The sequence below is a fragment of the Citrobacter sp. Cf116 genome (assembly GCF_030336505.1).
Classification (GTDB): Bacteria; Pseudomonadota; Gammaproteobacteria; order Enterobacterales; family Enterobacteriaceae; genus Citrobacter; species Citrobacter freundii.
Window position 1 is genome coordinate 391,554 of sequence record NZ_JAOWEQ010000034.1, and the last position, 24,790, is coordinate 416,343.

Consider the following 24,790-nt stretch of genomic DNA (forward strand, 5'->3'; position numbering starts at 1 on the left):
GCTGAAAGCAGAAATATCACTCGGGCCTGTTCTGCAACGACGGCTGCTGCTCTGGTGGCAAATACTCCAGCATCGCAGGCGTTGGCGGCGGGAGGCGGTTATCGGCAATATCCCTGTCCACATCGATATGACTGATTTCGCCATTCTCATGATGGTGGACCGTCAGCACCCTCGCCTTGTTCAGTTCCGTAACCAGCTCCCGGGTAATACGCAAACTTTCTGCCAGCTCATGGTCTTCCAGCCCGGGTCTGCGACTGCGGCGTTCCACCCGAAAACGAAACTGGTTGTACTTAGCCCAGCCAATTAGCACCAGGCCGTTGACCAGGGCGACAAGGATATAAAACGTGACCGTATCCAGCGTGGTGAAAAAGGGTCGCACCCCCATATACGGTGAATGCGCCAGGGCCGTGATCAACCCTTTATAGATCAGGTATAAGAAACCAACCCAGGCGATGAGCGTCAACAACACATCGATAATGCGAGGCAGCAGACGCCGCTCCGTAAAGATCAGTGGCTGATTCACGATTCGATCCTCCCAATTCCACGGTCAGGACTCACCCACCGCGCTCTGCCGCGTTTGCGTTTGAGCATCACTTTCGGGAACGCGACCAGCGTGGTGAACAGGCTTAGCATCCAGTACACCACCGGGAACCAGATAATCCAGAACAACGAGGCGCCAATGCCTTTTTCATAACGTCGTTCAATCATCAGGCTCACCGCAAACTGCAGCAAGCACACCACGCCGAGGATAAGTCCGGTAAAGGCTGGCGGGAACAGATGCTGCACATACAGCGAGTCCGGCATCGGGATCATCAGCCCTAACAGGAACAGCACGATACTGATCGCATAGGCAAACGACCAGGCGGTAGAAAAACAAAACTCAAGAAACAGCGGCCACATGCGACGGAACTCCCACGACCACAGACGACGCATGTTAACGATAAACACCTCTGCACCACCCTGCGCCCAGCGCAAACGCTGCTTCCACAGCCCTTTTAACGTTTCAGGCATCAGGATCCAACACAGTGCGCGCGGCTCAAAGAATACCGACCAGTGGCGCAATTGCAGCTTCCAACTGATATCGATATCTTCAGTGATCATGTCCGGGCTCCAGTAACCGACCTCGGCCAGCGCGCGACGACGAAACGCCGCAACTACGCCTGAAACGGTAAAGATCTGCCCATAGACTCGTTGAGTACGCTTAATTAAGCCGATAATGGAAGAGAACTCACCGACCTGCACACGGCCGATTAACGTAGAGCGGGTTCGAATACGCGGATTCCCCGTCACCGCACCAACGCGCGGGAACTGGATCAGTGGAGCCACAATATAGGCAACGGCATCACGATCCAGTAACGCATCGCCATCAATGCACACCAGGTAATCGCTGCGCGCCGCGGCCGCACCGGTCTTGAGCGCCAGCGCTTTGCCCTGGTTTTCAGCCAGATGAATCACCCGCAGGCTGGGGTATTCCACTGCCAGTTGTTCCAGCACGTCGTGAGTGTCATCCGTTGAACCATCGTTGATGGCAATCACTTCGATATTCTTATATCGCTGTGCCAGTGCGGCCTCAATGGTTTCACGCGCGTTGATCCCTTCGTTAAAACAGGGGATCAGAATGGAAACCAGTGGATTCCCCGGCAGGGTCGGTGGTGGCGTGTCATCTCCCCATTTCCAGTGACGTTCACGGTAAAACCAGAAATAGACTCCGCCGCTTATCCACAAAGCAGACATGAACAAAGGCCAGAAGAAGACGAAGTTCAACATCACTTCACCTGTAAAGATGACAGCCACGCCAAACGGCAGGCTGAACATCAGGCAAAGTATCAGGAAAGCAATAATGCGATCGGTCATTTTTGCGGATACCAGTATGAGGAGAACGTCGAGCGAATCTCTGACATCTCAGGTTTGTCGCTGATGAAATCATCCGGGTAATAGCCGTAGTTACCTGCACCGCTTAATTTCAGCTGGCGCATCCATTCGGCTATTTGTTTTCCGCTGATTTCAGCCTGATCCCCGGATTTACGCCAGTCTCGTGCCTGCAGTTCAAACACGGTTTTATCCAGCGCCCCAGGGTTTTGTGCAACGGCATTCACCAGTCGGTCAAGCCATGCGTTGGCATCATTGGCCGGGATCTGTTCCATGAATGGCATCGCCATCGGCGCCGTCCAGTCATAGGTATTGAGGAAATCATTCAGGTTTTGTGCAAACCAGGCTTCACTTTCAGGCTCCAGTACCGGCATGGCGTAAATATTGCGCGCAGTTTGCACCTGTGGACCGCGAATATTACGCACAGACTGGGTCAGCTGTTTGGTGAAGTCGATCAGCATCTTACTTTTCAGGCGCGTCCAGCGCTCGAACGCCTGAGGATTATTACGTATTTGCTCGATACTGCCCGGAAGCCCTGCGGCACGGTAGGCGGCTAACGCCTCCGGTGACGCATCTTCAAAGTCCGTCAGGAAAGCATCGTCATGAAACAAAATACCTTTGAAACTGGCGTGCTTCGCCAGGTCTTCGTAGATTTCAGTGATGCGCTGACGCGCTTCGCTGCTCCAGGGTGAAAGGCGGACATAGTTCTCGTGATTGATAGCAGTACGTCCCGTTTTCGGATCCCATGCGGTTACGCGTGGAATAGACGCGTCGAGATCGAAAGCCAGAACCGGCATCCAGGCATATACCGTCACCCCTGCCCGCGTTTGTAATTGCCAGGAGATATAGTTAAAGAGATCGGCACGCATCGGCAGCCAGCGGTTGGGGAAATAGACCTCACGAATATTCCCGTCGCCTTTAGGGTCGGCATACGCCTGCAGGAAGACATGAGAAATACGCATGTCATAAACGCGCTGGATCAGCTTATCGATATTTCGCTTCTGCTGAGCAGGGTCCTTGTCATACACGTAATCCAGATCGACATGCATCACGCGCATCGTCTGTGGCTCACGGACCTGAGCGACCTGACTGGCAAAGCGCTTAAGGGATGGGTTATCAGAGATCAGCACGCGCGGAATATCATCGAGAAACGCGGCATTCGCCAACCCTTCATTAAGCGTAAAGGCCATCTTATAGCCATGCTCTTTGGCCAGGTTTAACGTCGTGCCGTTGGCTGCGCCGTACGGCCATACCCACGCGCGCGGCGATTTCCCTGTCACCGATTTTATCTTGTTAGTGATCAGAGAAATATCCGTGTTTATACGTCGCGTGTACTGTTCGTCCGTTTCGTAAGTGCCGGTTTTCTTATCATACAGGCGGTTCGCTACAGCTGGCTCTTTACTCCCCTGCGGATTGGCCTCAGCGCCAAAGTGCGAGTTCCAGGTGTGCGCACCGACTTCCACCAACGGCGATTTCCCCATTTCTTCGACCATTTTCCAGGTGGCGAATTTATCTCGCGCTGTCATTAAGCCGCCAAAATCGACTTTTTTGTTGGCTGGTGCATCAACCCAACTGCCTACTGGCGCCCAGAGCGCAGGCCAGTTGTAGGCTTTCAGCAATGGCCAGACGCGGGTATAAAAACTGCTATACCCGTCATCAAAGGTGAGTAATACCGCTTTTTCCGGCAGTACAATTTTACCGTCATGGGCATCCAGAATTTGCTGCACGCTGATCGGCTGATAGCCATTATCACGCAGCCAGGCCATTTGGTCGCTCAACGCGCTGGTACGCACAGAGAGGTAACGCTGGTCGGCAGCACCATCTTCAACATCGTGATAACCCAGTACCAGGAAACTATTTTTCGGCCACTGATGATCCGCCGTCAGCGGTGTTCTCTCCCCAGGAGGAACATAGCGAGGCGTTGTATTGTGCGCGCTGCTGCACGCGGTAATCATCAACCAGCCAGCGATTAATGCGCTAAGCCACAGGCATCTTTTCAGCATGAACAATCCTTAAAACCTGACATTTAAATCGAAAGCGAGGGAGATATTCCGCTCACGTTTACCGTCATAGGGGCGTTTATCCCAAATCAGCATCACCCCGCCATCTACGACGTTGTTCCATTTAAGCCGTTGTCCGTATCCGACCTGGACGATAGCGCCTGCATCTTCACCTTGCTGCCAGTAGCCACCTACGCCTGCCAGACCTTGCTGCGTCCAGACGGTATCATAGTGGCGGTAAAGAACCTGCTCAGCGCTCAGGCCAGGGACAACCGAAAAATCACTCTTCGGGTTGTAATACGGCACATTCTCTTTGGTGTTGGTGCTCCCGCCAATGCCCGGCGTAAAGTCCAGCGTGAAGCGAGGCGTGGTCCAGATGCGCTCTTTTCCGCTGAGTCCGTATTCGATGCGATCGTTACCGTCTGAGAAATGTGATGCAGCAAACGACAGTTGATATTCACGTCGTTCGTTTTGATACCAGCGAACGAACATATCGCCGCCGTTGGCATACACACCGCTACGCAGCGCGCGCAATGGCGTATTACGCGACAAGCGCTCGGCCGAACCGCCTACGCGCCAGTTGTCATTGAAGTCATGCCAGCCGGATAGACGCCCCCCAATCTTCTGACCATCGCCATAATTTCGGCCAGACACTTCCATTTCCGCCCAGTAATCACGGGAAGTCCATTCTGCACCCACCGCCAGATCGCGGCTGATGCCCTTCCCTTCCTCAAATTCACCGGTAGCGAAGTTGAATCCAGTAAACAGTCGCCAGTTGTCATTAATCGGCGGACTGTAAATAGCCGTGTTGATGTTGAAGTCATTCTTACCGCTGACCGGGCTATCGGACGAGATCCCCTGCGTGCCGCTAATGCGCACTTCCGACATTTTGTGGACATCACGAATACGCGCGAGGCGCAGCGTCGCTTCATCATCCGGGCTACGGGCAATAACGTCATCCGTCAGTTCATCGGCCTGCTTCCATTCCTGGAGATCCAGCGCAACGTAAGCCTGCTGACGCTCCAGCTCCAGGTTGCTTGGCTCAATCACTTCCGCCAGCTTAAGCTCTTTCTCCGCCGCATGCGGCAATCCACGCGCTTCAAGCACAGAGGCATAGGAAATGCGCAGTCCCTGGTTACCGGAGCCTGTTCGTGCCAGATGCTCTGCGAGCTTTTCTGCCTCTGGCAGTTCATTGGCAGCGATATGATATTGCGTCAGCAGCGACTGTCCGAGCAGCCAGTTATCGTTAGGCTGCGGCGTTGGCGAGCCATAGATACGCCGCAGATACGGACTCTCTTTGATCAAATCATCGACTTGTTTTTTGGCAGCATCGAAGTTTTCATTATCAATGTGTGCATAGAACAGATCTTGTTGATCCTCTGGACTGAGCGGCGTCACCGGGATAGGCCCATTTGGGTAGTAGATGCTCGCCAACATCGCTTCGGTTTTTTCCGGCTGACGCTCGCTTAACCATGCTGATGCCACCCAACGTTTTGCGTAGTTTGGTACTTCGCCGCTTGCGGAAAGGGACTCATATTCCTCGATCACTTCGGCAGTACGCTTACGCACCAACAGGGCACCCATACGGTCTATTCTCGCCCGGCGGACATCATTCTGCGCAGACGGCTCATCTTTCCAGGCCGCCAACAACTGGTCATAACGGGCCAGCGCTTTATCTGCTACGATAAAACGTTCTTCTTCATTACGTGCGGACGTATAAGAGGATCGGACCATTTCAGCCGCCGCATCAAGCTCAAGGCGACGCTTCACAGGATCTGCCGTGGGTACGACTTCCGCCATATTTAAGGCTGGTCCGGAAACACGGTTCGCTGACAGCGCAGACAACAGCGTGGATTTTGCATTTTTGTTGCCAGGATCGACGTCATCCGCCTGGCTGGCAACCAACAGTGCATCCCAATTTTTCCCCTGAGAATGATATACATAGGCAAGCAATGCGTCGGAATCTGCGCCCGGATGTGCCTGAGCCCATTTATTCGCTTCGGTAAGGGCTTGCTGATTGTAGCGCGCATCTGCCAGCGTCATTATCCAGCCGGTGCGTACATCCACGTTATCAGGTTCTTGCTGTAAAACACTTTCCCATACCGCCAATGAATCATTCCAGTTTTTCTGGTTACGATACGCACGCGCTGCGGCGACTTTTCCCCGTGCAGGTACATCCATCTGCCCACGATACCGCTGCCAGATTTCAATTGTTGTTTTATCGTTGTTCTCAACCCAACTGGAAACTTGCAGCCAGTCGGCAACCTGGTTTGGCGTTAGCGCACTTTTCTTTCCCTGATCCTCAAGGTAGCGCAATAGCGGCGCACTATTCCCCCCCCGCGCTTCAATAACCAAAGCATCATAATCTGATACCGCAGCAGAGATTTGCATAGGGAAAAGAATGCTGGCCGTAAATAAACAGCTTACAGACTTAAAACGTTTAATGAAGTTGGCATGTCGACGCATACTGAACATATCTGCCCTTATATCTTACATCAGAGTAAAAATAAGCGTTTTCAATAAGTTAAGGTCAATCCCTGACGATTGCCGACCATGTAAGATGCACTGCCGCTTATTTCGTAATAGGGTTATAAAGCAATTAATTCTTTCGTCTTATTGACTACCCGCACCGCGTCCCCTAATCGTTGAGCAGGAGGCATAAACTCGGGAATTTTATCACTCCATGTAGTTCGTGGCTATGGAATAAGAAAAGTCTTAGTCAAAAAAGTATTTTAGACTAAATAATCCTAATACTCTTGGGATTGAATTCTGGATTTAAACAAAGTTTGCCCGGTGACATCATGTGACGATGCTTACTATTGCTGGTTAGCATAGCTACACCGCGCAACTGTTTGCATGGTAACTATTTTGAGAGGTGAATAGAGAAAAGTCTGATAATAGGCTCTCTGCTAACAACAAAATATAACTTAATTTTTAGGGCTCAAACAGGGCCAATGAAATGAAAATAAGGGTACAGGCGCAAGAAGAATTAGATACAGAAACAACACATTGAAATCAAATAACTTTATTCATCATTTTTCGAAACCTACCATAATTGGTATTTGGATACACGCTCGAAGACGTGCACAAATAATTGTGTATTACTCTACGCGTTAATGTATTTACCAACCTTGCGTATTATTGACAACATCAACCACAATCAATTATTTCCCCTTACAATATGAAAGCCTATTAGCATTGCAAGCAACTGATCGAAGCATAATTTTTTGCACTTACCTTCCCCTCAGTCTTTCAGGTAATCTGGGCAAAGACGCCAATGGGAGCCGGTCAATGAAAATCGTTAACGCAGAAGAAAAGCACATCCCCGCCATACGCGATATCTATGCACATCATGTTCTTCACGGTACCGGCAGCTTTGAAACCGAGCCGCCGGATGCTCACCAGATGTTTGCTCGTCTGGAAAAAATCCGCAGCCTCGGGCTGCCGTGGGTCGTCGCGCTACAGGAAGATAAGGTCATCGGGTATTGCTACCTCACCCGCTATCGCGAGCGTTATGCCTACCGCTATACCCTTGAGGATTCGATTTATATTGCTCCAACGGCTCAGCGTCAGGGTGTAGGAAAAGCTTTACTGCGTCATGTGATCGGCTGGGCTGAAGCACAGGGCTATCGGCAACTGATTGCCATCGTCGGCGACAGCAATAATCAGGGATCGTTAAAAGTCCATCAGCAGGCCGGATTTACGGAAATCGGCACACTGAAAAACATTGGCTTCAAACATGGACTATGGCTCGACACGGTATTGCTACAACGTAATCTGGGTGAAGGTAACAGCACACTGCCACCGGATTTCGGTGTCGCTATTTAACATTTATAAAGAATAACTACAGGGAGAGAGTTTTGGAGCGGGCGAAGGGAATCGAACCCTCGTATAGAGCTTGGGAAGCTCTCGTTAGTCCATCTCAACATTGTACATATTTTCGTACCTGATAGCGTGATCCTATAGGATCGTAATCATGGCTATCAAGAACAATCAGTATCTTTTTCAAAGTCATTGCGGGATCTGGGTTTTCCAAATCTTCGTACCAAAGTACATGCGCCACATATTCGACAACAAACGAGCCTGGAGAAAATCCACCGGGACGAAGGATATCGAAAAGGCTCGCCACTTCAGAAACCACATGTTGATTGAGTTCAATAATCTGAAGGCCCTGCTTAACCCTGACCGCGAAGATATACGCATCCAGAACGCGATCACCACGCTCCATACCACAATAAAACAGGCCAAGAGTGCGCCTTCAGCAATCTCCCCGATCCCAACATTGGCAGTCATACGCGATGAATATATGACGGTCTACAGTGAGCGCCGGGCATTCTCCACACTCAGCAAATCAGCGAGGGCCGTAGAAGTGTTTCTCCAGAGTATTGGGCAGGTTGATATTGGTTTGAACAAGATAGGACGCAGAACGGTTACAGACTTCATAGAGGGCCAACAATCGAAGGTAGCGCCTCAGACTATCCAGAACTGGCTAACCTCTTTAGGAAGCCTGTACGAGTTCGCCAAACGTCGATATGACGCAATCCCAGACAGTAACCCGTTTCACGGTCACAACCTCGAAGCACGGCGCACAATTGAAAGTTATCAACCGTTTGAAGCCGATCAACTGGTAACCCTTATCAAAGAAGCGGATGACGTCCTACGCGATGTCATATTGATTGGGCTGTATTCAGGAATGCGACTTGATGAGATCGCCAGCATCAAACGGGATGAAATTGTAATGTTGGAGGGTGTCAGATGTTTCTTTGTCAGCAAGTCCAAGACTGTAGCAGGGGTGCGGTACGTTCCGATCCACTCTCTTCTGATCGGCATTATTGATAAACATCTGGCAAATAACAGCGGAGAATATCTGCTGGCACAGTCAAACAATATCATTCGGAAGGATGGTAAACGGGGGCCGTGGTACAGTCAGAAGTTTACCCGGCTACGTGACAGCACATTGTCCACAGCTACAGATCGGCAGTGTTTCCACAGCTTGCGGGGAATGTTCATAACCTGTTTAGACCGTGCAGGAGTACCAGAACAGCGGATCGGGGCCATCACCGGACACACAGAGCAGAAAGCCAAAACCGAAGCATTCAGGACGTATAGCAAAGGTGCTGGGATGAGAGAGTTAGCCGAATATGTGGAGTGTGTCTATTACCATGCTCTATAAATTGAAGGGGGGGTGCCCCCCCCTATATTATCGTGGCCATTCAGCTCGAATACGAGCAGCAACTTCATCAGGAAGGTTATACCAATAAGCATTATTATTTGTTGCATCCACAACAATTAATCTATCATCATTATCCATTGCGGCTTTGACAATCTTCGCTGCATTTTCAACAGAATAGACACTATTGACATACCAATTAGATTCTGTCGCCTTTGCCCAGTTACCCAGCGTTTTAATGGCTGCATGAACAGCCGCGTAATCTTTAGTTTTTATAAGGTCATAAGTAATAAATAAATTATTAGCCATTAACTTTCTCCCAAAGAACAATAAAAAAATAAAGCGCCCCGTAAGGCGCCCATATATCAATGGTCTTTAAGCCATGCCTGTACTTTCTTAGCCGAATGACCTACGGCTTGAACAGCTTGAATAAGTTTAGCCTCACTAACGCCAAACTTTTTAGCCCAATCACGTCTTTCGTAATCCTGTTTGATACTTATTAAATCGTTGTCAGGTGTACCGATTTTGGTCTTGTCATCAGCCATTTTACTGATTCCTCGTGATACAGGCTTATGCCTGCACACTACTTATATGACTCCTCTGCCGCTTCGTAAACGGTCAGTTATCAAACAATTGACACTGGTCATAAAACCAGTGAAAACTTTTTTCCGAGCTTGCTAACTTTGCCGCTTCGTTACTATCATAAACACTACATATTGTGTTTATTGATATTGAAAATACAATATATCCAATCATCCATATTGTGAATAGGTGTTTGAATGGCAGCGAATAGTAAGCAATCTTCACAAAGCGTGTCTCATTTGGCAGCAGAGACCCTTAACAATCCGAACGCCTCGGCGATTCAGAAAAGTTTAGCGGGTTCGGTACTGTCCCAGGCCGGGACAAAAAACCAGACTGGTGCAGGTATGGAAGCCAAAGCATCAGCAGCATTGAAAAACCCACGCTCAAGCGATGTTACTAAGACCTTAGCGGGTTCAGTAGTTTCGCAATCGAATAAAAAACGTTAGTTGAGAGAAAGGCCGGGGATCGCCCGGCTTTTTATTCCCTCAATTAAGCCTCCCCCAGCCAATCCTATACCTGCGCATCAAATGGTGCTGATCGCTTGTATGCAGGTTATTAAGTATCACCGCTATATTTTTACGATAGCTAAAGCCAGGTGTGCCCTACCTTGTTGAGGTGGCAAATATCTTGGAGTTTGGGCAGATCCGCCAGGCAGCCAAACACCCCGCCCCCTGGGGCCTATGTGATTTTCGGGAAATATCAGGGCACCCCTCCCGGGTGGACTCCTGTGCGCCTCTCTGTAGCGTTATCTCCCCTTCTTCTATACAATCACACAGCTTAACCCTCTCGACGTCTCAGAGGGCCGCATATGAGCTTACAGAAGATTATTGTAAATCGCGCGGTCAGATAATGAGCGAATGCTGGGTGGATTTACAGGTGCATTTAACATAATGACTGTTACACGTACCTTTTTAACAATCCCGCAACAGGTTAGACCTGCACGCTTTTGAACGTTTCAACCTCTTAACCTCCTGTAACGCCCTCCGGGGGAACTCTTTTCCCATCTGATCCGCCTCTTCAGGCTTACATTCCTGTATTTCCATTCCTCCTGTGAGTAACGCCGTTCACCTGTGGATAACTTCCACGCACTAACCCTATTTTCTACCCTTTCGAGGCGTCCGCCTCTTCAGGCTTTACCTTTGAGCAAAAACACATTTTGGGTTTAGGGCGGTGGCTACCGCCCGGTCTTTTTGAGAGTAATTATCATTATCACCCATAGATGAGAATAGCTATCAATTGCAGATTTTCGGGGTTTTGACTTTCTGAGAAAAAAATTATTTTGGGGTTAGAGTGAATTTTGTTACACACAGGCATAATGAATAGAAAATTGTTCCCACAAAATCAATGAAATACATCCACTAAGGGAGTGACACCTGTACACTTTACAACCGTTTCTCCCCATCTTTACGGGCCTTTATTAGGGCCTGTGCTTCATTTACCGGGTATTTAATCCCTATTTAACGCCATTTAAATGGGGGTGTTTGCAACACAAAGAAAAGGGAGACCGTCCCGGTCTCCCCTCCTCTTTTACTTTCGCTTTCGTCTGCCCTTTCGCGCTTGTCGCTTCTGTTCCTGAATATAAGCGGAGACTAAACTGATCATTACACGATCTCCCCGATAGATAATCCGTCACGCTCGCGTAACAGCCACACAGTCAATTCTGAGATGTCTTTTCCAGCCTTGTTGTGTCGCTTCCCATCACACATGAATGACGCCACGTAATACCCCGGCTTACGTTCCATGATGCCTTTTGGCAACCCGGCGGGCTTTGGGGACCTCTTCCCTTTGGCACCCTCGGATCGAATCCTGCTAATTCGCGCTTTGGCCTCTTCAGGGGTCAACAGAGCGACGTTATCGACTGTAAAAGGCCCTTCAGGGTTAAGGAGTACGACCTTATGACCTTCCGGGATGTCTCCCACGGCTAACGTATAGATGACGTCAGCGATCGGCGTACACTGCCCGGCATAGGTGCTACAAATTGGGCGTTTGCATTGGATAGATCCAACGGCGTTACCCTTCCGGCGGATGCCGAACCGGGCAGACTTGGTCAGGGTGAAACCTTCAGCGATGAGTTTTGCCCGAGACAAGATCATTATTTTGCCTCCTGGAAAAACTTGGAGGACAACACAGGCTTGTAACCTGTACGGGCATTGACTGGGCGCTTATTGGGCTTTGTGGCGTTACTAGTAAAGCGGGAACGTGCTGAAAACATTGTGTGGCTCTCCTAATCGAATTAGGAGTAGTCACGGGCGAGGATTCTTTCCCCGGTCCCAACTCTAAGCGGTTGGGAACTTCATAATCTTATTTACTACTCATGAATATCTAGTTTCTCATGCTTCTTTGCAAATTGCAATTCATAATATGTATCAGTTGTCAACTTTTTTATTTTTTGTTTTGTAACAGACAACAAAAAAGTCCCGCCGGGGTTAGCCGTGGGCCTTTGTATATGCCGGGCTGTTACATCTGCCCGGCTGTCATCATATTGAGGTGATCGCGCTCCCGGTCATCCACAGTTGCATTCACAAGATCCTTAACCTTGCCGTCATTCACGTTCACATTCACCTGTAGAGGCTCCTGCTTCACAACAACGGTCTGTTGTGATGCCTTAGCGTTCACGGCTGATTGTGTCAGGCTGGAAGGGCTGAAGGTTGGCACGGGGGCCGGGGTTACTTTCAGATCCTTAAATGGGGCTAGCGCCGGGAGGTTATCCGGGACCTGTAGAGGTTTTGGCAGATTTGGGGCCTTACCGCCGTACTCCTGCGGAAGGAAAGCCTTGGAGTCAAAATCTAACAGATTTCCCCAGAATCCTTTCTCCGGCTGTTCTGACTTGGGAGTCATATCACGTGACCCCGTGTAATTCTCCTTAATGCCTGCCGCTGTACCGTCACCGCCTACACTCGGGAGGATATGGGAGAGCCAACCAAAGAGGCGCACAAAAGAATTTAGGACGTCTGCGGACGCGCGGCCCAGGCCCTCCATAACTGGGGCTAGGCTTTCCATTGCTTTGGTCAATTCATCCGAAGAATTAAACGCCTCAGCAAATCCCAACGTGAAGTTATCAGCCAGCCCGCTGGACGCCTGGCCCAATAACATCATACTGCTCTGGAGGTTGCCCACCTGCTCACGCTGCGCGTCTGTGAGATACAGAGAAGAGTTCTTAACAGTTTTCAGGGCATCACTGGCGATCTGTCCGTTTTGATCAAAGGCCCGGAGAGTCTTGGAACCATCATCAATAAATTCCCCAAATAGGGTCATCTCTGAATCAGTCAGCTTGTACTGCTTCTGGAGTTCGCGGAGGTAGGACAGATACCCTTTGAAGTCTGTAGATTGTAGACGCTTGATAACGCCTGTTCCCGCTCCAGCTTGCTTGGATTCTGCCAGGTTAGCGACATCTGCCAGCTCACCACCGCCGGAGTATGTGCGGTTACCCTTCTTGTCAGTTTTCCATTGCCCCAGTGACAAATCACCTACCTTGTCTTTGTAGTCAACAAACTGATCTTGTAGCTTATCAAGAGAGATTCCCGCCCCTTTCTGGTTTGCTGCTAACAGGATCGCGTCTGCGTCTGTGGCGCTTACTCCCTGCTCTTTGAGGCCGCTGTATTGCTTCTGGCGTTCAAATGATTCCCGGAGTGTGGAGGCTACCGCCATTGACGCGCCCGCTACCGCTAGGAGTCCCGCCGCCGCTGCCCCCGCTGCACCTGCGAGGCCAACACCCACACCCGCCGTCACACCATTGGAACCGCGCCCGGGGTGGCGACCACCGCCCCCAAAGTTGCCGCCGTGGGTCCGCTGGGTAGCCATACGGCGACGCAACCGCGCTTGCTTCTGTAGCTCTTGGGTGATCTTGCGAAGCTCGAATCGTGTCTCTTGAGCGTTCAGGGCTTCACGCTGCTGCTGATCCGCTACCCGGCGCATCTTCAGAATTGCTTCTGTACGCTCCGCATTAGTCAGGCCCTCAATGTTCTGGATTTTGTACGCCTCTGATCGGATAGTCAGATAACGTCTACGGGCGTAGTCTAAGCGGCGCTTTTCTGCCTTGCCCGCCTCCCTCGCTAAACGCGCCTCTTCACGTTTGGCCTGTCGCATAGCCTGCGCTGCGGCTTTCGCTGCGTTGGCTTTTGATTCGGGGCTGTGAGCGTTGATCAGACCCTGTACGGCGGGCACCATCTCGGCGGCTGTTGGTAACGGCTGGCGGACACGTGGCCCACGCTGCCCGGTGAAGCGTCTCCCTAACTCCCGTTGTAGCTTGCTTTCAGCCCGTAGCTGGTCCGCCGTTTCCATTTTGCGCTGCGTGGCTGTCTTAGCGGAGATCGCCCGCTCCTTTTCCTTGGCGGCGTTCAGTCGGTTCTGCGACGCTAAACGTTTTGCCTCCAGGTTATTTGCCTGGACGATAGCTTTATTATTCTCAAGCTGTTGGCGGGAGGCTGATTTGACTTTCTGATCAACCTTCTCCCATGACTTGCCCACATCCTCGATCTTTTTCTTGGCCCGGTTGTAAGACTCTTTCGAAACTTCAAAATCGACAACGTTGGTTGTCCTTGTGATGATCTTATTTTCCATTCTTGACCTCCCCGTTGGCGCGGATCTGGGCCGCTGCCTTGGCGGCTTTTTGCTGCGCCTGTTTGACCTTCTCAATTGCCACCTGCTGAAGAAGCAAATCAATGTTGTTCTGTGCCATAGGGCATCCTTACCCCATGCCGGGGAGATAGTGAAAGAGGTGAGCCAGTACGAAAAGCGACCAGACGGCCACTCTCCAACTGATTAGAAAGTAAGCATTCATAATTTTATGCAGAGGGGAAAACCAACAACGGCGCGGGCTGTAGACAGATTTGACTTAAATCACAAAAAGAAAGTGAAATAAAAATTTCAGGGAGTTATGGGGTTACCGGGCGGGGTTAGGCAGGCACTTGACACAATGCGGAAAGTAGGGAATTGCAATTAAATTTTACAGAATCAAAAGGCTGGGTCTAAATCCCAATCCCTGGATGGCTCCTTGATCTCTCCCCTTGGGAATGGCACCACCATAGGAGCCGTCTCCCCGGGTTGCGGGTCTGTCTGGTCCGCCGTTTCCACCTTGGATGTATACAGCCTGATTAAGTCCGTTGGCTGTTCTCCTGCCGCTGCCGTTATAGGCACAATGTCCGCCACTTCAGGCGCTTCTACAGCTTCCGCCGCGTGGTTGGGTTCCTGCACCTCTTCCGGGGCCTTAGCGGACTGTTGTGGCTGTTCCTGTGGCGCTCCTGCTTCCCCTGTGCCCAACATAGCCGGGGTGATCGGGTTTACAGTGTAATGGCAAGTCTTGCCGCCGATCTGCGCCGTCTTGTTGATCAGCCCAATAGCCACCATATCCGCCAGGAGTTTTACAACTGTTTGACGGGTAACCCCCAGGCGACGCTTCAGCATGTCTTGTGAGAAATAGGCGGTTTGCCCATTGGTCTGGTAACCCTCGATCAGTGCATAGGTGTAAACCATGTTCATGGTGAATACTTTGCCGTTGATTCTCTCAATGTCTGCCAGTTCGTGACAAACGGCGGTAAATGGCTTACTTGCTGTTGCTGGCATTCTGTTTTCCTTCTGCGGAAGCGACTAAAAGAGGATGGTTTTTCAGGTAGGCGGCTAACGCCTCCTTAACGATTGTATGAGGCGCACCACCGCCCGCCCTTACCAGGGCATAAAGCTGATCGGCCTGTTCTTTCGGGAAGTCAATTTTCACAGTGCGATCTCCTTGAGTTCGTCGATGTCATCGGCTGAAAGACTCAGCCCGAAAAATGCGCCCCACCAAGAGGCTGAGGCCTTCAGGCCCGGATTACCCAACGTCACCATTCTGGACGGCGGAAGCTGCTGTAACGTCGTGTAAATGTCGTCATACAGCCCGGGGGCGCTGGCGTCATCCCGGATCGCGTTAACCACCTGGGAAGCGTAAGCGTTAACCAGGCGACTCTCTGACAAGTCTGTGAAGCTGTGCATCATGCTGATCCCCTCAAGTTGGAATTGGATTAATCGACCAAGATCGGGAGGCCACCCGTTAGGCGCTCGAACTGTTCGGCGGCATTCAGGAGGATGAAAGACATTGTTTCGTCATAGTCCATCGGCACACCGCGAGCCTCGAACATCCCCTGGTAGGCCAGAACAACGGAGACCTGAAGGTTTGCATGAGTGGTGCGGTTCTTTTCGGTGTACATGTTCACGGCGGCTTTCAACTCTAAAGCCTGCGAGGCGTCCATGACCTCCAGCTTATCGATCAGGCGTTCATTCTGTCGCATGATTCCATAGGCTGGCTGTTCGGTACGGTTCAGGGCTTCGGTGATAGCCTCGACCTCTGCGGTCTTGTTCAGCTTCTTAAAACGGCTCCGTAACTCAATCAGGGATTTACGGGAAGTAAGACGCTGATCGACACGCCAGATAAGGGTGTCAACGTCGCTGTAATCGATTTTACTCATAGGGCTTGCAATCTCCGGGCAGAACATTTATCATTAAATTGGGAAATTGCACTCAATTACAACCCCGCATCACGTTGATTATTTTATCATAATTTCAATAGATTGACAATGGATTATTTGCGGCTGGGTTGATTTATCAAATCATGCGTATAACGAGCTGTAAGCGGTTCTGAGGGCCACCCTGTGGTGGTAGGGTCACCTGAGAGGAGATAACGCCATACAGCGCGTTAGGTATTGCCCTGTGGCGTCCGTGGGTATCACTCCGCGCCGGGCACCCCACCCCGCTGCCAGGTGTCACGGTTTCCCAAAGGCAGAAACAGAAACCGTGTTGCGGTTCTGGTTCTGCATTGCCCAAAGGAGGCTAACCCGTTGGGCGTAGCCTGTCCCAAGATCAGGAACGGATGTTCCTTACCTAAAGAGTCTTGCTTAATTAACAATCAATTAATACTCACAATCTCTTTAAGGTCTTGCCCTGGTCCTGGGGGTTCTAGTTTTATCTGGTGTGGGTAGGTTTATCTATAGTCTTATTGTGTCTGATTTCTTTACACCACGGTGTCGGGATTCTTTACACCAGATGTCACCTGCTGTCTGATTTCTTTACACCTCTGAAGATTCCCCGGTTTGTCGTGGCGTCTGATTTCTTTACACCGGGAGATGAGCCAACAGGCTCGACTCCACATGTGGGAAACAGGCCCCGGCCTAAAACCTGGACCCGGACGGGTGAGCGTAGCGAAAGGTTTTAAGAGGCTAGAATTTAAGAGAGAAATAATTAAGAGCCTGAGCGATTAATTATTGAACGATTAAATTATAAGATTAATAAGACCGTAGCCCGGACGGGCGAGCGGAGCGAGGTCTTATATATCTATTATTGTCTAGTGTGTCCCAAAAGACACATAGCCCCCCCTGAGTCAGACCACCCACAAACCCACCGTAATCACCCCCCACAAATTCATCTGATACACATCACGACGTATAAGTCAACATATACCTGATCATTTTGTTGCAATTTTGCATAAATTATTGTAAAATATAGACATAGCGTTATGTAGTGAGCATGTCTACTCGGGATCTGGAAACCCGCCGTTTTGCAACTCATCGCGTCACGCTGTGTACAGAGTCGCAACGTGTGCTTAGCCGAGCAATCAAGATCTGTACGAGTGAGCCGGGCGGCTTCTCCTCCGCTCTGGTTCCTCACCCTGTGAGCCTTGAACAACTCCACTTGCCAGGGTTCACAGTGTGATGTTCCTCTCAAGATATCACGCGAGATCTCCTTATCTCAAAAGCCTCCCCGAAAGGGCACAATCCAACGGCGTGGTAACCGTGTGGATGATTAACCGTTTACGGTTTCCGGCGTGTTTCAGTTCACGCCGTTTTCCTCTGGTGTCTTGTCGATGAGTCGCCACAGGAAAACTCAAGCGATAAATCTCCTCTTATTAAGTCCACCCGGTAATCTTCCCGGGTTCTTTTTTTTGTGGGTATTTGCCAAAAGGTTGGCGCTATTGGCGTGACGCCGCCAGGGGCGGCAAGTATCCACACAAAAAGGGTTTACCCTTTCCCTCCACAGAGGTGTGGGATCGGGGCTGGTGATGGGGTCCATGATGGACCTCTGATCCTATTCGCTGCCTCTCTCCTGTATCTCTAATATCCGATCTGGAGTCTCCCCAACTCCCGGATTCTCCGGTGCAACGCCGGGTATCACTGCGCCCCTGTGCGCTTCTCCACTCCTCAAGGAAAATTCAATGAATGCTACTCCTCGTTACCCTGTGACCCAGGGCGACATCATCGTGAGCTATGCTAGCTCACTTTTTGACCGCACCGAAGTAACCGCCCCGGATGGTCTCCCCGATCACGTCGATTGTGGCGACATCCTGGACAGCAAAACTTTTGCCCTGTATGACTCATCCGCCGCTGACGCTGGCAAGCCGATCATTAACCTGTCCAACATGGACGCCGACGGCAAGCCCAAAACGCTGGTCATTGTGGATCGCCACGTAGTGATCACGGATTTCAATCTGAAAGCCAAAGATGAGGCATCCAAGAAAGCCGCATTAGAAGCGCTGACCGCATCGGGTGAGATTCGCCTGGCTGTTAATTCTGATTTCCGTAAATCTCAAGGAGAGTAATCACATGGCTGTGGATTTCAAAAGTTTTGAACGTCTCGACACGGTAGCGGCTATCAAGTCCGTTCCCGCTGGTAATCACCTGATCTCTGATCTGGGTATCTTCACTGGTGTTAACTCCACTACCCCACGCGCTCAGGTTGTGGATATTGTGGAAAGCGCTGTTGCAGAGCTTGAGCAGGTCTCCCGCTACGGCACCGAAGTAAACAGCATCAAGATGGATAAAACCATCCTCCGTGATCAGGAGATCCCACACTACGCAACAGAATCCGATGTGAAAACCGAAGATTGGCAATCCTTGGTAAGCCCGGCTAACCCGGATCAGGCTCAGGCGGTTGCGTCCGTCATTGCCGCTAAATCCGTGCGTATGCGTGATCACCACCTGGAGACTGTGGAAGCGACTTTAGCCCGCGCCCTGTTCCAACAGAAAGCGAAAGCGGCAAAGACCAATGACGGCGACGTCGATTTCAACGTGGTGTTTGATACCGCCCCGCTAGATTTTGAGCTTGACGCCTCAGCCGGGGCTAATGTGTATGCCCAGCTTTCGAAGATTCGCCGCCAACTGGTGAAAGAGTACGGCGCATCCCGTGCCTATCTGGAGCGATTCTTCTGTTTCGCATCCCCGGATCTGTATGACGCTTTAGCGGGTCACCCTGAAGTAACCAGCCTGATCACTAACAAGGTGGCAGAGGCGGCACGTGGTGCGCTGATCCCGGTTAACACTGCGGGCTATGACAGCTTCAGCATTGGCAACATTACTTTCATTCTGGCGGACGATGACCGCTACGAGATTGAAGAGGGTTCCGGCCTGTTCGTTCCTAAGTTCTCCAGTGCTGATCGTAACCCGTTCAAACTGGTGCGCGGCCCGGCTTCCCGTAATCAGGATATTGCCGCTAAAGGCGTGATCAGCCCGTACTACCAGAAAGTGATGGTTGACCGTTACAACATGGTAACCATCCATCAGGAATCAAGTCATATTCCTCTGGTACTGCGTCCGTCCTACCTGCTCAACGTTAAGTTGAAGTAAGGCAGCAAGTAACAGACTTTAAGCCCTGGCATTGCTGGGGCTTTTTACCATTTGAGGTGAGTAGTGAAGATTAGCCTTAACATTCCAGCCTTGGGAGAGGTGTACACCTCAACCAATGCCGACGTGATCAACCGTTCAGCCCTGGCGTAAGTTGGGGATCGATCAGGTGTCTCTATGCCGCTATGAAAAACAGTACGGCTTTGAGCGAGCGTTAAAAATTATGTTGGAGAAAAAGAAACTCCGGCAGATTATTGGGAAGTAATAAAAATTCAACGGGCTAGCCTTTATGGGCTAGCCTTTTTTATTGGTTGGGGCCTGTGGCGTAAAGGTTATATAAAGGGGAAAACAATTCCTTTCATGGAGAGGCAAAAGAACAAAAATCATTATTGTCTTTGTTGATGATAGCCTTTCGAACATTCGATCATATAATTAAACATTTCTGACAACATTCTATCTTTAGATACCTCTACTTTTTGTATTTTCTGATGACTTCCAGATGTAAGCTGTGAGTTCAATCTTGTAGTGCGGGCATCATAGTAATTTTCACCAGGATAAAATACATAGTGAAAGATAAAACCTTCAGCTATAAAATACCATCCAATCCCATTGATACTTTCAATCTCACCAAAAGCAAAGTTCGTGAGGACCGATTTGATGACATGATCAGGAATATTGCCAGTGCTATCAACAATCCGTAGCACTCTAATCTTGATAAAATTATCAATTTTAACCTGACTCTTATTATTAAACCTAACAATGTTATTTTTAATGCAGTGCCTCATCATCTCTCCAAAATCAGGATTCCCTACCACCGAAGAATAATGCAGGTCCATAGCATTAGAGGCTCTCCATAGTATGGATAATAGAAATAGATAAAAGCGCTTGTAATCGAAGTTGCTAATAATAATGTGATCAGAGTTCTTTCTAATGTTGTGAGGGTTTCTTAGCAATCTGATCCCATAAGACTCGTATTGACCACTAAGAAATTGTTCGCATTCAAAACATAGCATTGGTTCTTTAGGATCTAAATTTTCTCTTCTTGGTTCCCTTCCTTTTTGCATAGAGATAACTTGACCGCCGTTTCCTTTTGCTTTGTTAAAGAAACTTCTAGGGATACTGTGTGATTCCTGAAGTTCTTTTGCTTCAAGACATAACTTACAAACACCATCCATAAAACCTCCTATATCTCATAATTGAAATTCAAGATTTTGACTAATATTTCTCTTCATTCATTAAACTTCTGAGATGGCGTAACTCATTTGTACAGCTTCGTGCCTCTCTTACTTCGTTTTCTAACATAACTATTGAGGGTTCTGCCGATTCATCCTCAAAAATTTTTTCTGTTAGACTAACAACCCTAAATAATGTCCATCCAGAAATAATAGCAAGATCTAGGAGTGGCTCTTCGATATAGGCATCGCCTGTTCTTTTATTCCTAAGTTCACCATGCCATCTTGGATTTCTCATGAATGAAGGCTTATCACCCAGCGGTAATAAATATCCATGAACCAAACTATTCCTATAATCAGCCAAATCAATAGCAGCGAGAGAAGCAAGATTTAAGACTGTATTACATTCATTGCTAAGTTTATCATTACCATTTCCCAAATACTCGAACCATTTATCAGATGGCAATTTTTCGGTAAAGGGCCTAACTCCTTTTACATCAATCTCTCTCAGAGTCCATAAGGCACGCTCCAAAGTTGTTTCAAACTGACCATAACAAACAACAAAAGCCCCGATCTTCATTAATCTTTCTGGGGTTAAGTGTAATGCAATGAATCGACTGATAACTTTAAATGATTCTTCCTCGTAATTTTTAACCATAGTGCCGTCCTTTGATCCATACAGGTGCTTAACATCACATGAAATTTTTTATGATTTTACAACTAACTAGGTCACAGACAATAGCATCCATAAAGCCCCGTTAGTGGTAAGGAGACAAGTGAAGCCGTTAGGCGACTGCATCAGATTGTCAGAGGGATCACACCTTATCAGGGTGCTCGTGTACCGTTAGGAGCGTGAGCGAAGCGCTGGCAGAGCCGGATCTGTAGCTACCGGGGCATTACCACTATTCACCTGTTTACGTGGCTTATAGGGCCACACATCGGGCTTAAATGCGTGTGATCAATCTGTTTGGGAGTTGTGCCAGGTATGCGGCTTTTTGTTCGTTGTTGTGCTGTCGCGGTAAGAACGTGGAACCACCGCCAGCGTGATGATATGCTCCCTTGTACCACAGACCAATCACGCGACAGGTGCGGGCGTAGAACAATGGGTAGTTTAAGTTGTACCTGCTTTAGCGGGGCAACGTAACTAACTGATAAATCGTAACTTCTTGATTTATCAGGAGACTGGAGCGGGCGAAGGGAATCGAACCCTCGTATAGAGCTTGGGAAGCTCTCGTTCTACCATTGAACTACGCCCGCATTGAAGTGCGTAAGGGATTATAAACCTTACGCTCTTCTTGGCAAGGGACTAACCGACTGACTGGCGATTAATTCACCGTCAGCATTTTGGCTTACTCCCCTGCGGCGGTAAATAACGCAGCGGATCGATAGCCGTTGCCCGGTAGCGGATTTGGAAATGCAGGCGCACTGTCGTCGCATCCGAGCTGCCCATCGTCGCTATCTTCTGCCCGGCCTTCACGTTTTGACCGTTGTTCACCAGCATGGTGTCATTATGCGCATACGCAGTGATGTAGTCCTCACTGTGCTTAATCATGATGAGATTACCGTAGCCCCGCAGCTGATTACCGACATAAACCACCTTCCCTGCTCCGGCCGCATAAATCGGCGTACCGCGCGCAGCCGAGATATCAATGCCCTTATTGCCGCCGTCCGCCGTAGAATAAGGCAGGATCACCTTACCGCTGGCAGGCCACTGCCAGCAACGTTGCCCTACTGGTGGCCAGGACGACTGCGGCACAGAAGAAGATGGTCTGACCGCCGCCGTTTTGGTTGAGGATTTCTTGGTTGTTTTGCCAGATCCAGAACTGGTTTTCGCGCCGCCGCTGACCTTCAGCTTTTGCCCCACTTCAATGGTATAGGGCGGTGAAATATTATTCAGGCGAGCGATCTCTTTCACGCTGGTACCGGTGGCGCGCGAAATACGGTATAGCGTATCTCCCCGCTTCACGGTATACACGGAGCCGGAATAACTTCCTGTATCAGACGACTTGCTCCCGGAACAGCCCGCTAACAGCAGACCGACACACAGCAGCATCACGATACCCAGGCCATTTTTCTTCAGGCGTCCTGCACTCAAAACAATACCTCGCAACATTTTCAGACGCTTTATCATAGCAGCCAGAAACCGGATGCCAAATCATATCGCGCAACGAACCGGCAGCTCTGGCATTTCACACCCTCTGTTAATCACTCTGACTTAATTAAGCATATAATGTGAGTGCTTAAGATTGATGGTGGACGCTATGCGACAGGAACATGTCATTTTATTGAATGAGCAGGACCAACCCTGCGGAACGCTGGAAAAGTATGCGGCGCATACCGCCACAACCCCCCTGCACTCCGCTTTCTCGTGCTGGATATTTAACGAGCAGGGCCAACTGCTGGTCACCCGCCGCTCGCTGCACAAAAAAGCCTGGCCAGGTGTCTGGACCAACTCTGTCTGCGGTCACCCGCAGTTAGGTGAAACCAACGAAGCTGCTATTGTCCGCCGGGCTCGCTTCGAACTGGGTGCAGATATCAACTTGCTCACCCCCGTATACGCTGATTTTCGTTATCGCGCCACGGACCCGAGTGGAATAGTTGAAAACGAAGTATGTCCGGTTTATGCCGCACATATCGTCAGTGAGCTACAGCTAAACCCAGATGAAGTGATGGATTGCCAGTGGAGCAATCTTGAGGATGTCTTAAGCGGGATTGACGCGACGCCGTGGGCTTTCAGCCCGTGGATGGTAATGCAGGTTGCAAACAAAGAAGCGCGTGCGCTGTTGCAGAATTACTGCCAACAAATTATTGCCTGATGGCGCTACGTTTATCTGGCCTACATTACGAATCGTAGGCCGGATAAGGCGTCAGCCGCCATCCGGCATTTCACATCTTACTTAACCGGGCGCATCGCCGGGAACAGGATCACGTCGCGGATGGTGTGGCTGTTGGTGAACAGCATAACCATACGGTCGATACCAATGCCCAGACCCGCAGTCGGCGGCAGACCGTGTTCCAGAGCGGTAACGTAGTCTTCGTCGTAGAACATCGCTTCGTCATCACCCGCATCTTTGGCGTTAACCTGATCCTGGAAACGCTGCGCCTGATCTTCGGCATCGTTCAGCTCGCTGAAGCCGTTACCGATCTCACGTCCGCCGATGAAGAATTCGAAGCGATCGGTGATTTCCGGGTTTTCGTCATTACGACGCGCCAGCGGAGAAACTTCTGCCGGATACTCGGTAATGAAGGTTGGTTGAATCAGGTGCGCTTCTGCAACTTCTTCAAAGATCTCGGTCACAATACGGCCCAGACCCCAGCTCTTCTCAACTTTGATGCCGATAGATTCAGCAATCGCTTTTGCAGAGTCGAAGTTATCCAGATCGGCCATGTTGGTTTCCGGACTGTATTTCTGAATCGCTTCGCGCATGGTCAGTTTTTCAAACGGCTTACCGAAGTCGAAGACTTCTTCACCGTAAGGCACTTCAGTCGTTCCCAGAACGTTCTGCGCCAACGTACGGAACAGAGATTCAGTCAGTTCGATGAGATCTTTGTAGTCCGCATAAGCCATGTAGAGTTCCATCATGGTGAACTCTGGGTTATGGCGAACAGAGATGCCTTCGTTACGGAAGTTACGGTTAATTTCGAATACGCGTTCGAAGCCGCCAACCACCAGACGCTTGAGGTAAAGTTCCGGCGCGATACGCAGGTACATGTCCAGATCCAGCGCGTTATGATGGGTGATAAACGGACGCGCTGCCGCACCGCCTGGGATCACCTGCATCATCGGGGTTTCGACTTCCATAAAGCCGCGAGCAACCATGAACTGACGGATGCCAGCCATAATCTGTGAACGCACTTTAAAGGTATTGCGGGATTCATCGTTAGAGATGAGATCCAGGTAACGTTGACGATAGCGTGCTTCCTGATCCTGCAGACCGTGGAATTTGTCCGGCAGCGGGCGCAGCGCTTTGGTCAGCAGACGCAGTTCGGTGCAGTGGATAGACAGCTCACCGGTCTTGGTCTTGAACAACTTACCTTTCGCGCCGAGGATATCGCCCAGATCCCATTTTTTGAACTGCTCGTTGTAGACGCCTTCCGGCAGGTCATCGCGAGCAACGTACAGCTGAATACGGCCGCCAACGTCCTGCAGCGTAACGAATGATGCTTTACCCATAATACGACGGGTCATCATACGGCCAGCAACGGATACCTCAATGTTCAGCGCTTCCAGCTCTTCGTTTTCTTTCGCGTCGAAGTCAGCATGCAGTTGGTCTGAGGTATGATCGCGACGGAAATCGTTCGGGAACGGGATCCCCTGCTCACGCAGGCTCGCCAGCTTCTCACGGCGCGTTTTCAGTTCATTGTTAAGGTCGGCTACCGCGTCAGCGCCCTGTACGTGTTGTTCAGACATGT

The 24,790-nt window shown here is 50.0% G+C and carries 23 protein-coding genes and 1 tRNA gene; 6 read left to right on the top strand and 18 right to left on the bottom strand.

What is annotated here, in order from left to right:
- Positions 1–16: 16 nt before the first annotated feature.
- From pgaD to pgaA, 4 genes are read right to left on the bottom strand one after another with little or no spacing between them, the layout of a single operon-like run.
- Positions 17–523, bottom strand: coding sequence for a poly-beta-1,6-N-acetyl-D-glucosamine biosynthesis protein PgaD (gene pgaD, locus OGV74_RS07250; RefSeq protein ID WP_003033860.1), 507 nt, complete (start codon positions 521–523; stop codon positions 17–19).
- Positions 520–1,854: a poly-beta-1,6-N-acetyl-D-glucosamine synthase gene (gene pgaC / locus OGV74_RS07255; RefSeq protein ID WP_003033859.1), complete on the bottom strand. Its 1,335-nt coding sequence runs from the start codon at positions 1,852–1,854 to the stop codon at positions 520–522. Before pgaC ends, pgaD begins: the two co-directional genes overlap by 4 nt.
- Entirely contained in the window at positions 1,851–3,872 is a 2,022-nt protein-coding gene (gene pgaB, locus OGV74_RS07260; RefSeq protein WP_003846429.1) for a poly-beta-1,6-N-acetyl-D-glucosamine N-deacetylase PgaB, read from the bottom strand. The genes pgaC and pgaB overlap by 4 nt, the downstream gene beginning before the upstream one ends.
- Positions 3,873–3,881: 9 nt before the next feature.
- The gene (gene pgaA / locus OGV74_RS07265; RefSeq protein WP_086504527.1) at positions 3,882–6,344 is read right to left on the bottom strand and encodes a poly-beta-1,6 N-acetyl-D-glucosamine export porin PgaA; all 2,463 of its coding nucleotides are present in this window, start codon (positions 6,342–6,344) and stop codon (positions 3,882–3,884) included.
- Positions 6,345–7,160: 816 nt separating this feature from the next.
- Between pgaA and OGV74_RS07270 the strand changes: the two genes are divergently transcribed.
- Both OGV74_RS07270 and OGV74_RS07275 read left to right on the top strand, forming a co-directional pair.
- Entirely contained in the window at positions 7,161–7,697 is a 537-nt protein-coding gene (locus OGV74_RS07270; RefSeq protein ID WP_032949993.1) for a GNAT family N-acetyltransferase, read from the top strand.
- Between the two features lie 148 nt (positions 7,698–7,845).
- Positions 7,846–9,042 carry a tyrosine-type recombinase/integrase gene (locus OGV74_RS07275; RefSeq protein WP_007777892.1) on the top strand — a complete coding sequence of 399 codons (1,197 nt, stop codon included), beginning with the start codon at positions 7,846–7,848 and terminating at the stop codon, positions 9,040–9,042.
- Between the two features lie 27 nt (positions 9,043–9,069).
- On the opposite strand, the gene OGV74_RS07280 is transcribed toward OGV74_RS07275, so the two are convergent.
- Together OGV74_RS07280 and OGV74_RS07285 are read right to left on the bottom strand one after the other, a co-directional pair.
- Entirely contained in the window at positions 9,070–9,348 is a 279-nt protein-coding gene (locus OGV74_RS07280) for a hypothetical protein (RefSeq protein ID WP_048957349.1), read from the bottom strand.
- A 56-nt stretch (positions 9,349–9,404) separates the two neighbouring features.
- Positions 9,405–9,584, bottom strand: a complete 180-nt coding sequence (locus OGV74_RS07285; protein WP_032968401.1) for a DUF3606 domain-containing protein — start codon at positions 9,582–9,584, stop codon at positions 9,405–9,407.
- A 234-nt stretch (positions 9,585–9,818) separates the two neighbouring features.
- On the opposite strand from OGV74_RS07285, the gene OGV74_RS07290 reads away from it, so the two are divergent.
- A complete protein-coding gene (locus OGV74_RS07290) occupies positions 9,819–10,067 on the top strand; it encodes a hypothetical protein (RefSeq protein ID WP_071602994.1) in 249 nt (82 codons plus the stop codon).
- Positions 10,068–11,222: 1,155 nt separating this feature from the next.
- Here OGV74_RS07290 and OGV74_RS07295 read toward each other — a convergent pair.
- From OGV74_RS07295 to OGV74_RS07325, 7 genes are all read right to left on the bottom strand, one after another.
- Positions 11,223–11,714 carry a hypothetical protein gene (locus OGV74_RS07295; protein ID WP_032968402.1) on the bottom strand — a complete coding sequence of 164 codons (492 nt, stop codon included), beginning with the start codon at positions 11,712–11,714 and terminating at the stop codon, positions 11,223–11,225.
- A 364-nt stretch (positions 11,715–12,078) separates the two neighbouring features.
- Positions 12,079–14,181 carry a hypothetical protein gene (locus OGV74_RS07300; protein WP_045293211.1) on the bottom strand — a complete coding sequence of 701 codons (2,103 nt, stop codon included), beginning with the start codon at positions 14,179–14,181 and terminating at the stop codon, positions 12,079–12,081.
- Positions 14,171–14,299: a hypothetical protein gene (locus OGV74_RS07305; RefSeq protein WP_255238438.1), complete on the bottom strand. Its 129-nt coding sequence runs from the start codon at positions 14,297–14,299 to the stop codon at positions 14,171–14,173. Before OGV74_RS07305 ends, OGV74_RS07300 begins: the two co-directional genes overlap by 11 nt.
- Before the next feature lie 275 nt (positions 14,300–14,574).
- A complete protein-coding gene (locus OGV74_RS07310) occupies positions 14,575–15,183 on the bottom strand; it encodes a helix-turn-helix domain-containing protein (protein ID WP_050500419.1) in 609 nt (202 codons plus the stop codon).
- Entirely contained in the window at positions 15,164–15,334 is a 171-nt protein-coding gene (locus tag OGV74_RS07315; protein WP_007777902.1) for a hypothetical protein, read from the bottom strand. The genes OGV74_RS07310 and OGV74_RS07315 overlap by 20 nt, the downstream gene beginning before the upstream one ends.
- Positions 15,331–15,588 carry a hypothetical protein gene (locus OGV74_RS07320; protein ID WP_251998179.1) on the bottom strand — a complete coding sequence of 86 codons (258 nt, stop codon included), beginning with the start codon at positions 15,586–15,588 and terminating at the stop codon, positions 15,331–15,333. The genes OGV74_RS07315 and OGV74_RS07320 overlap by 4 nt, the downstream gene beginning before the upstream one ends.
- Positions 15,589–15,617: 29 nt before the next feature.
- Complete coding sequence (locus OGV74_RS07325) at positions 15,618–16,061, bottom strand: hypothetical protein (protein WP_032983047.1); 444 nt, start codon at positions 16,059–16,061, stop codon at positions 15,618–15,620.
- A gap of 1,739 nt (positions 16,062–17,800) precedes the next feature.
- Here OGV74_RS07325 and OGV74_RS07330 point away from each other — a divergent pair.
- Both OGV74_RS07330 and OGV74_RS07335 read left to right on the top strand, forming a co-directional pair.
- Positions 17,801–18,184, top strand: a complete 384-nt coding sequence (locus tag OGV74_RS07330; RefSeq protein ID WP_000994589.1) for a hypothetical protein — start codon at positions 17,801–17,803, stop codon at positions 18,182–18,184.
- 4 nt (positions 18,185–18,188) lie between these two features.
- Positions 18,189–19,208, top strand: a complete 1,020-nt coding sequence (locus OGV74_RS07335; RefSeq protein WP_000257473.1) for a major capsid protein — start codon at positions 18,189–18,191, stop codon at positions 19,206–19,208.
- A 383-nt stretch (positions 19,209–19,591) separates the two neighbouring features.
- On the opposite strand, the gene OGV74_RS07340 is transcribed toward OGV74_RS07335, so the two are convergent.
- The 4 genes from OGV74_RS07340 to actS form a co-directional block, all read right to left on the bottom strand.
- Positions 19,592–20,380, bottom strand: a complete 789-nt coding sequence (locus OGV74_RS07340) for a hypothetical protein (RefSeq protein WP_000349207.1) — start codon at positions 20,378–20,380, stop codon at positions 19,592–19,594.
- Between the two features lie 40 nt (positions 20,381–20,420).
- Complete coding sequence (locus tag OGV74_RS07345) at positions 20,421–21,035, bottom strand: hypothetical protein (RefSeq protein WP_000240517.1); 615 nt, start codon at positions 21,033–21,035, stop codon at positions 20,421–20,423.
- A gap of 525 nt (positions 21,036–21,560) precedes the next feature.
- Positions 21,561–21,634, bottom strand: a tRNA-Gly gene (locus tag OGV74_RS07350).
- Between the two features lie 79 nt (positions 21,635–21,713).
- Positions 21,714–22,472: an amidase activator ActS gene (gene actS / locus OGV74_RS07355; RefSeq protein ID WP_003026902.1), complete on the bottom strand. Its 759-nt coding sequence runs from the start codon at positions 22,470–22,472 to the stop codon at positions 21,714–21,716.
- Between the two features lie 166 nt (positions 22,473–22,638).
- Between actS and idi the strand changes: the two genes are divergently transcribed.
- Positions 22,639–23,193 carry an isopentenyl-diphosphate Delta-isomerase gene (gene idi, locus OGV74_RS07360; RefSeq protein ID WP_032948043.1) on the top strand — a complete coding sequence of 185 codons (555 nt, stop codon included), beginning with the start codon at positions 22,639–22,641 and terminating at the stop codon, positions 23,191–23,193.
- A gap of 77 nt (positions 23,194–23,270) precedes the next feature.
- On the opposite strand, the gene lysS is transcribed toward idi, so the two are convergent.
- Complete coding sequence (gene lysS / locus OGV74_RS07365) at positions 23,271–24,788, bottom strand: lysine--tRNA ligase (RefSeq protein ID WP_086504550.1); 1,518 nt, start codon at positions 24,786–24,788, stop codon at positions 23,271–23,273.
- Between the last annotated feature and the right edge of the window lie 2 nt (positions 24,789–24,790).

Coding starts and splice junctions, on each gene's coding strand:
- pgaC (WP_003033859.1), bottom strand. CDS start 1,854: ATGACCGATCGCATTATTGCTTTCCTGATACTTTGCCTGATGTTCAGC.
- OGV74_RS07275 (WP_007777892.1), top strand. CDS start 7,846: ATGGCTATCAAGAACAATCAGTATCTTTTTCAAAGTCATTGCGGGATC.
- OGV74_RS07325 (WP_032983047.1), bottom strand. CDS start 16,061: ATGAGTAAAATCGATTACAGCGACGTTGACACCCTTATCTGGCGTGTC.
- idi (WP_032948043.1), top strand. CDS start 22,639: ATGCGACAGGAACATGTCATTTTATTGAATGAGCAGGACCAACCCTGC.
- OGV74_RS07310 (WP_050500419.1), bottom strand. CDS start 15,183: ATGCCAGCAACAGCAAGTAAGCCATTTACCGCCGTTTGTCACGAACTG.
- OGV74_RS07280 (WP_048957349.1), bottom strand. CDS start 9,348: ATGGCTAATAATTTATTTATTACTTATGACCTTATAAAAACTAAAGAT.
- OGV74_RS07335 (WP_000257473.1), top strand. CDS start 18,189: ATGGCTGTGGATTTCAAAAGTTTTGAACGTCTCGACACGGTAGCGGCT.
- lysS (WP_086504550.1), bottom strand. CDS start 24,788: ATGTCTGAACAACACGTACAGGGCGCTGACGCGGTAGCCGACCTTAAC.
- OGV74_RS07300 (WP_045293211.1), bottom strand. CDS start 14,181: ATGGAAAATAAGATCATCACAAGGACAACCAACGTTGTCGATTTTGAA.
- OGV74_RS07345 (WP_000240517.1), bottom strand. CDS start 21,035: ATGGTTAAAAATTACGAGGAAGAATCATTTAAAGTTATCAGTCGATTC.
- OGV74_RS07285 (WP_032968401.1), bottom strand. CDS start 9,584: ATGGCTGATGACAAGACCAAAATCGGTACACCTGACAACGATTTAATA.
- OGV74_RS07320 (WP_251998179.1), bottom strand. CDS start 15,588: ATGCACAGCTTCACAGACTTGTCAGAGAGTCGCCTGGTTAACGCTTAC.
- OGV74_RS07305 (WP_255238438.1), bottom strand. CDS start 14,299: ATGGCACAGAACAACATTGATTTGCTTCTTCAGCAGGTGGCAATTGAG.
- pgaA (WP_086504527.1), bottom strand. CDS start 6,344: ATGTTCAGTATGCGTCGACATGCCAACTTCATTAAACGTTTTAAGTCT.
- OGV74_RS07340 (WP_000349207.1), bottom strand. CDS start 20,380: ATGGATGGTGTTTGTAAGTTATGTCTTGAAGCAAAAGAACTTCAGGAA.
- pgaB (WP_003846429.1), bottom strand. CDS start 3,872: ATGCTGAAAAGATGCCTGTGGCTTAGCGCATTAATCGCTGGCTGGTTG.
- OGV74_RS07290 (WP_071602994.1), top strand. CDS start 9,819: ATGGCAGCGAATAGTAAGCAATCTTCACAAAGCGTGTCTCATTTGGCA.
- OGV74_RS07295 (WP_032968402.1), bottom strand. CDS start 11,714: ATGATCTTGTCTCGGGCAAAACTCATCGCTGAAGGTTTCACCCTGACC.
- OGV74_RS07330 (WP_000994589.1), top strand. CDS start 17,801: ATGAATGCTACTCCTCGTTACCCTGTGACCCAGGGCGACATCATCGTG.
- OGV74_RS07270 (WP_032949993.1), top strand. CDS start 7,161: ATGAAAATCGTTAACGCAGAAGAAAAGCACATCCCCGCCATACGCGAT.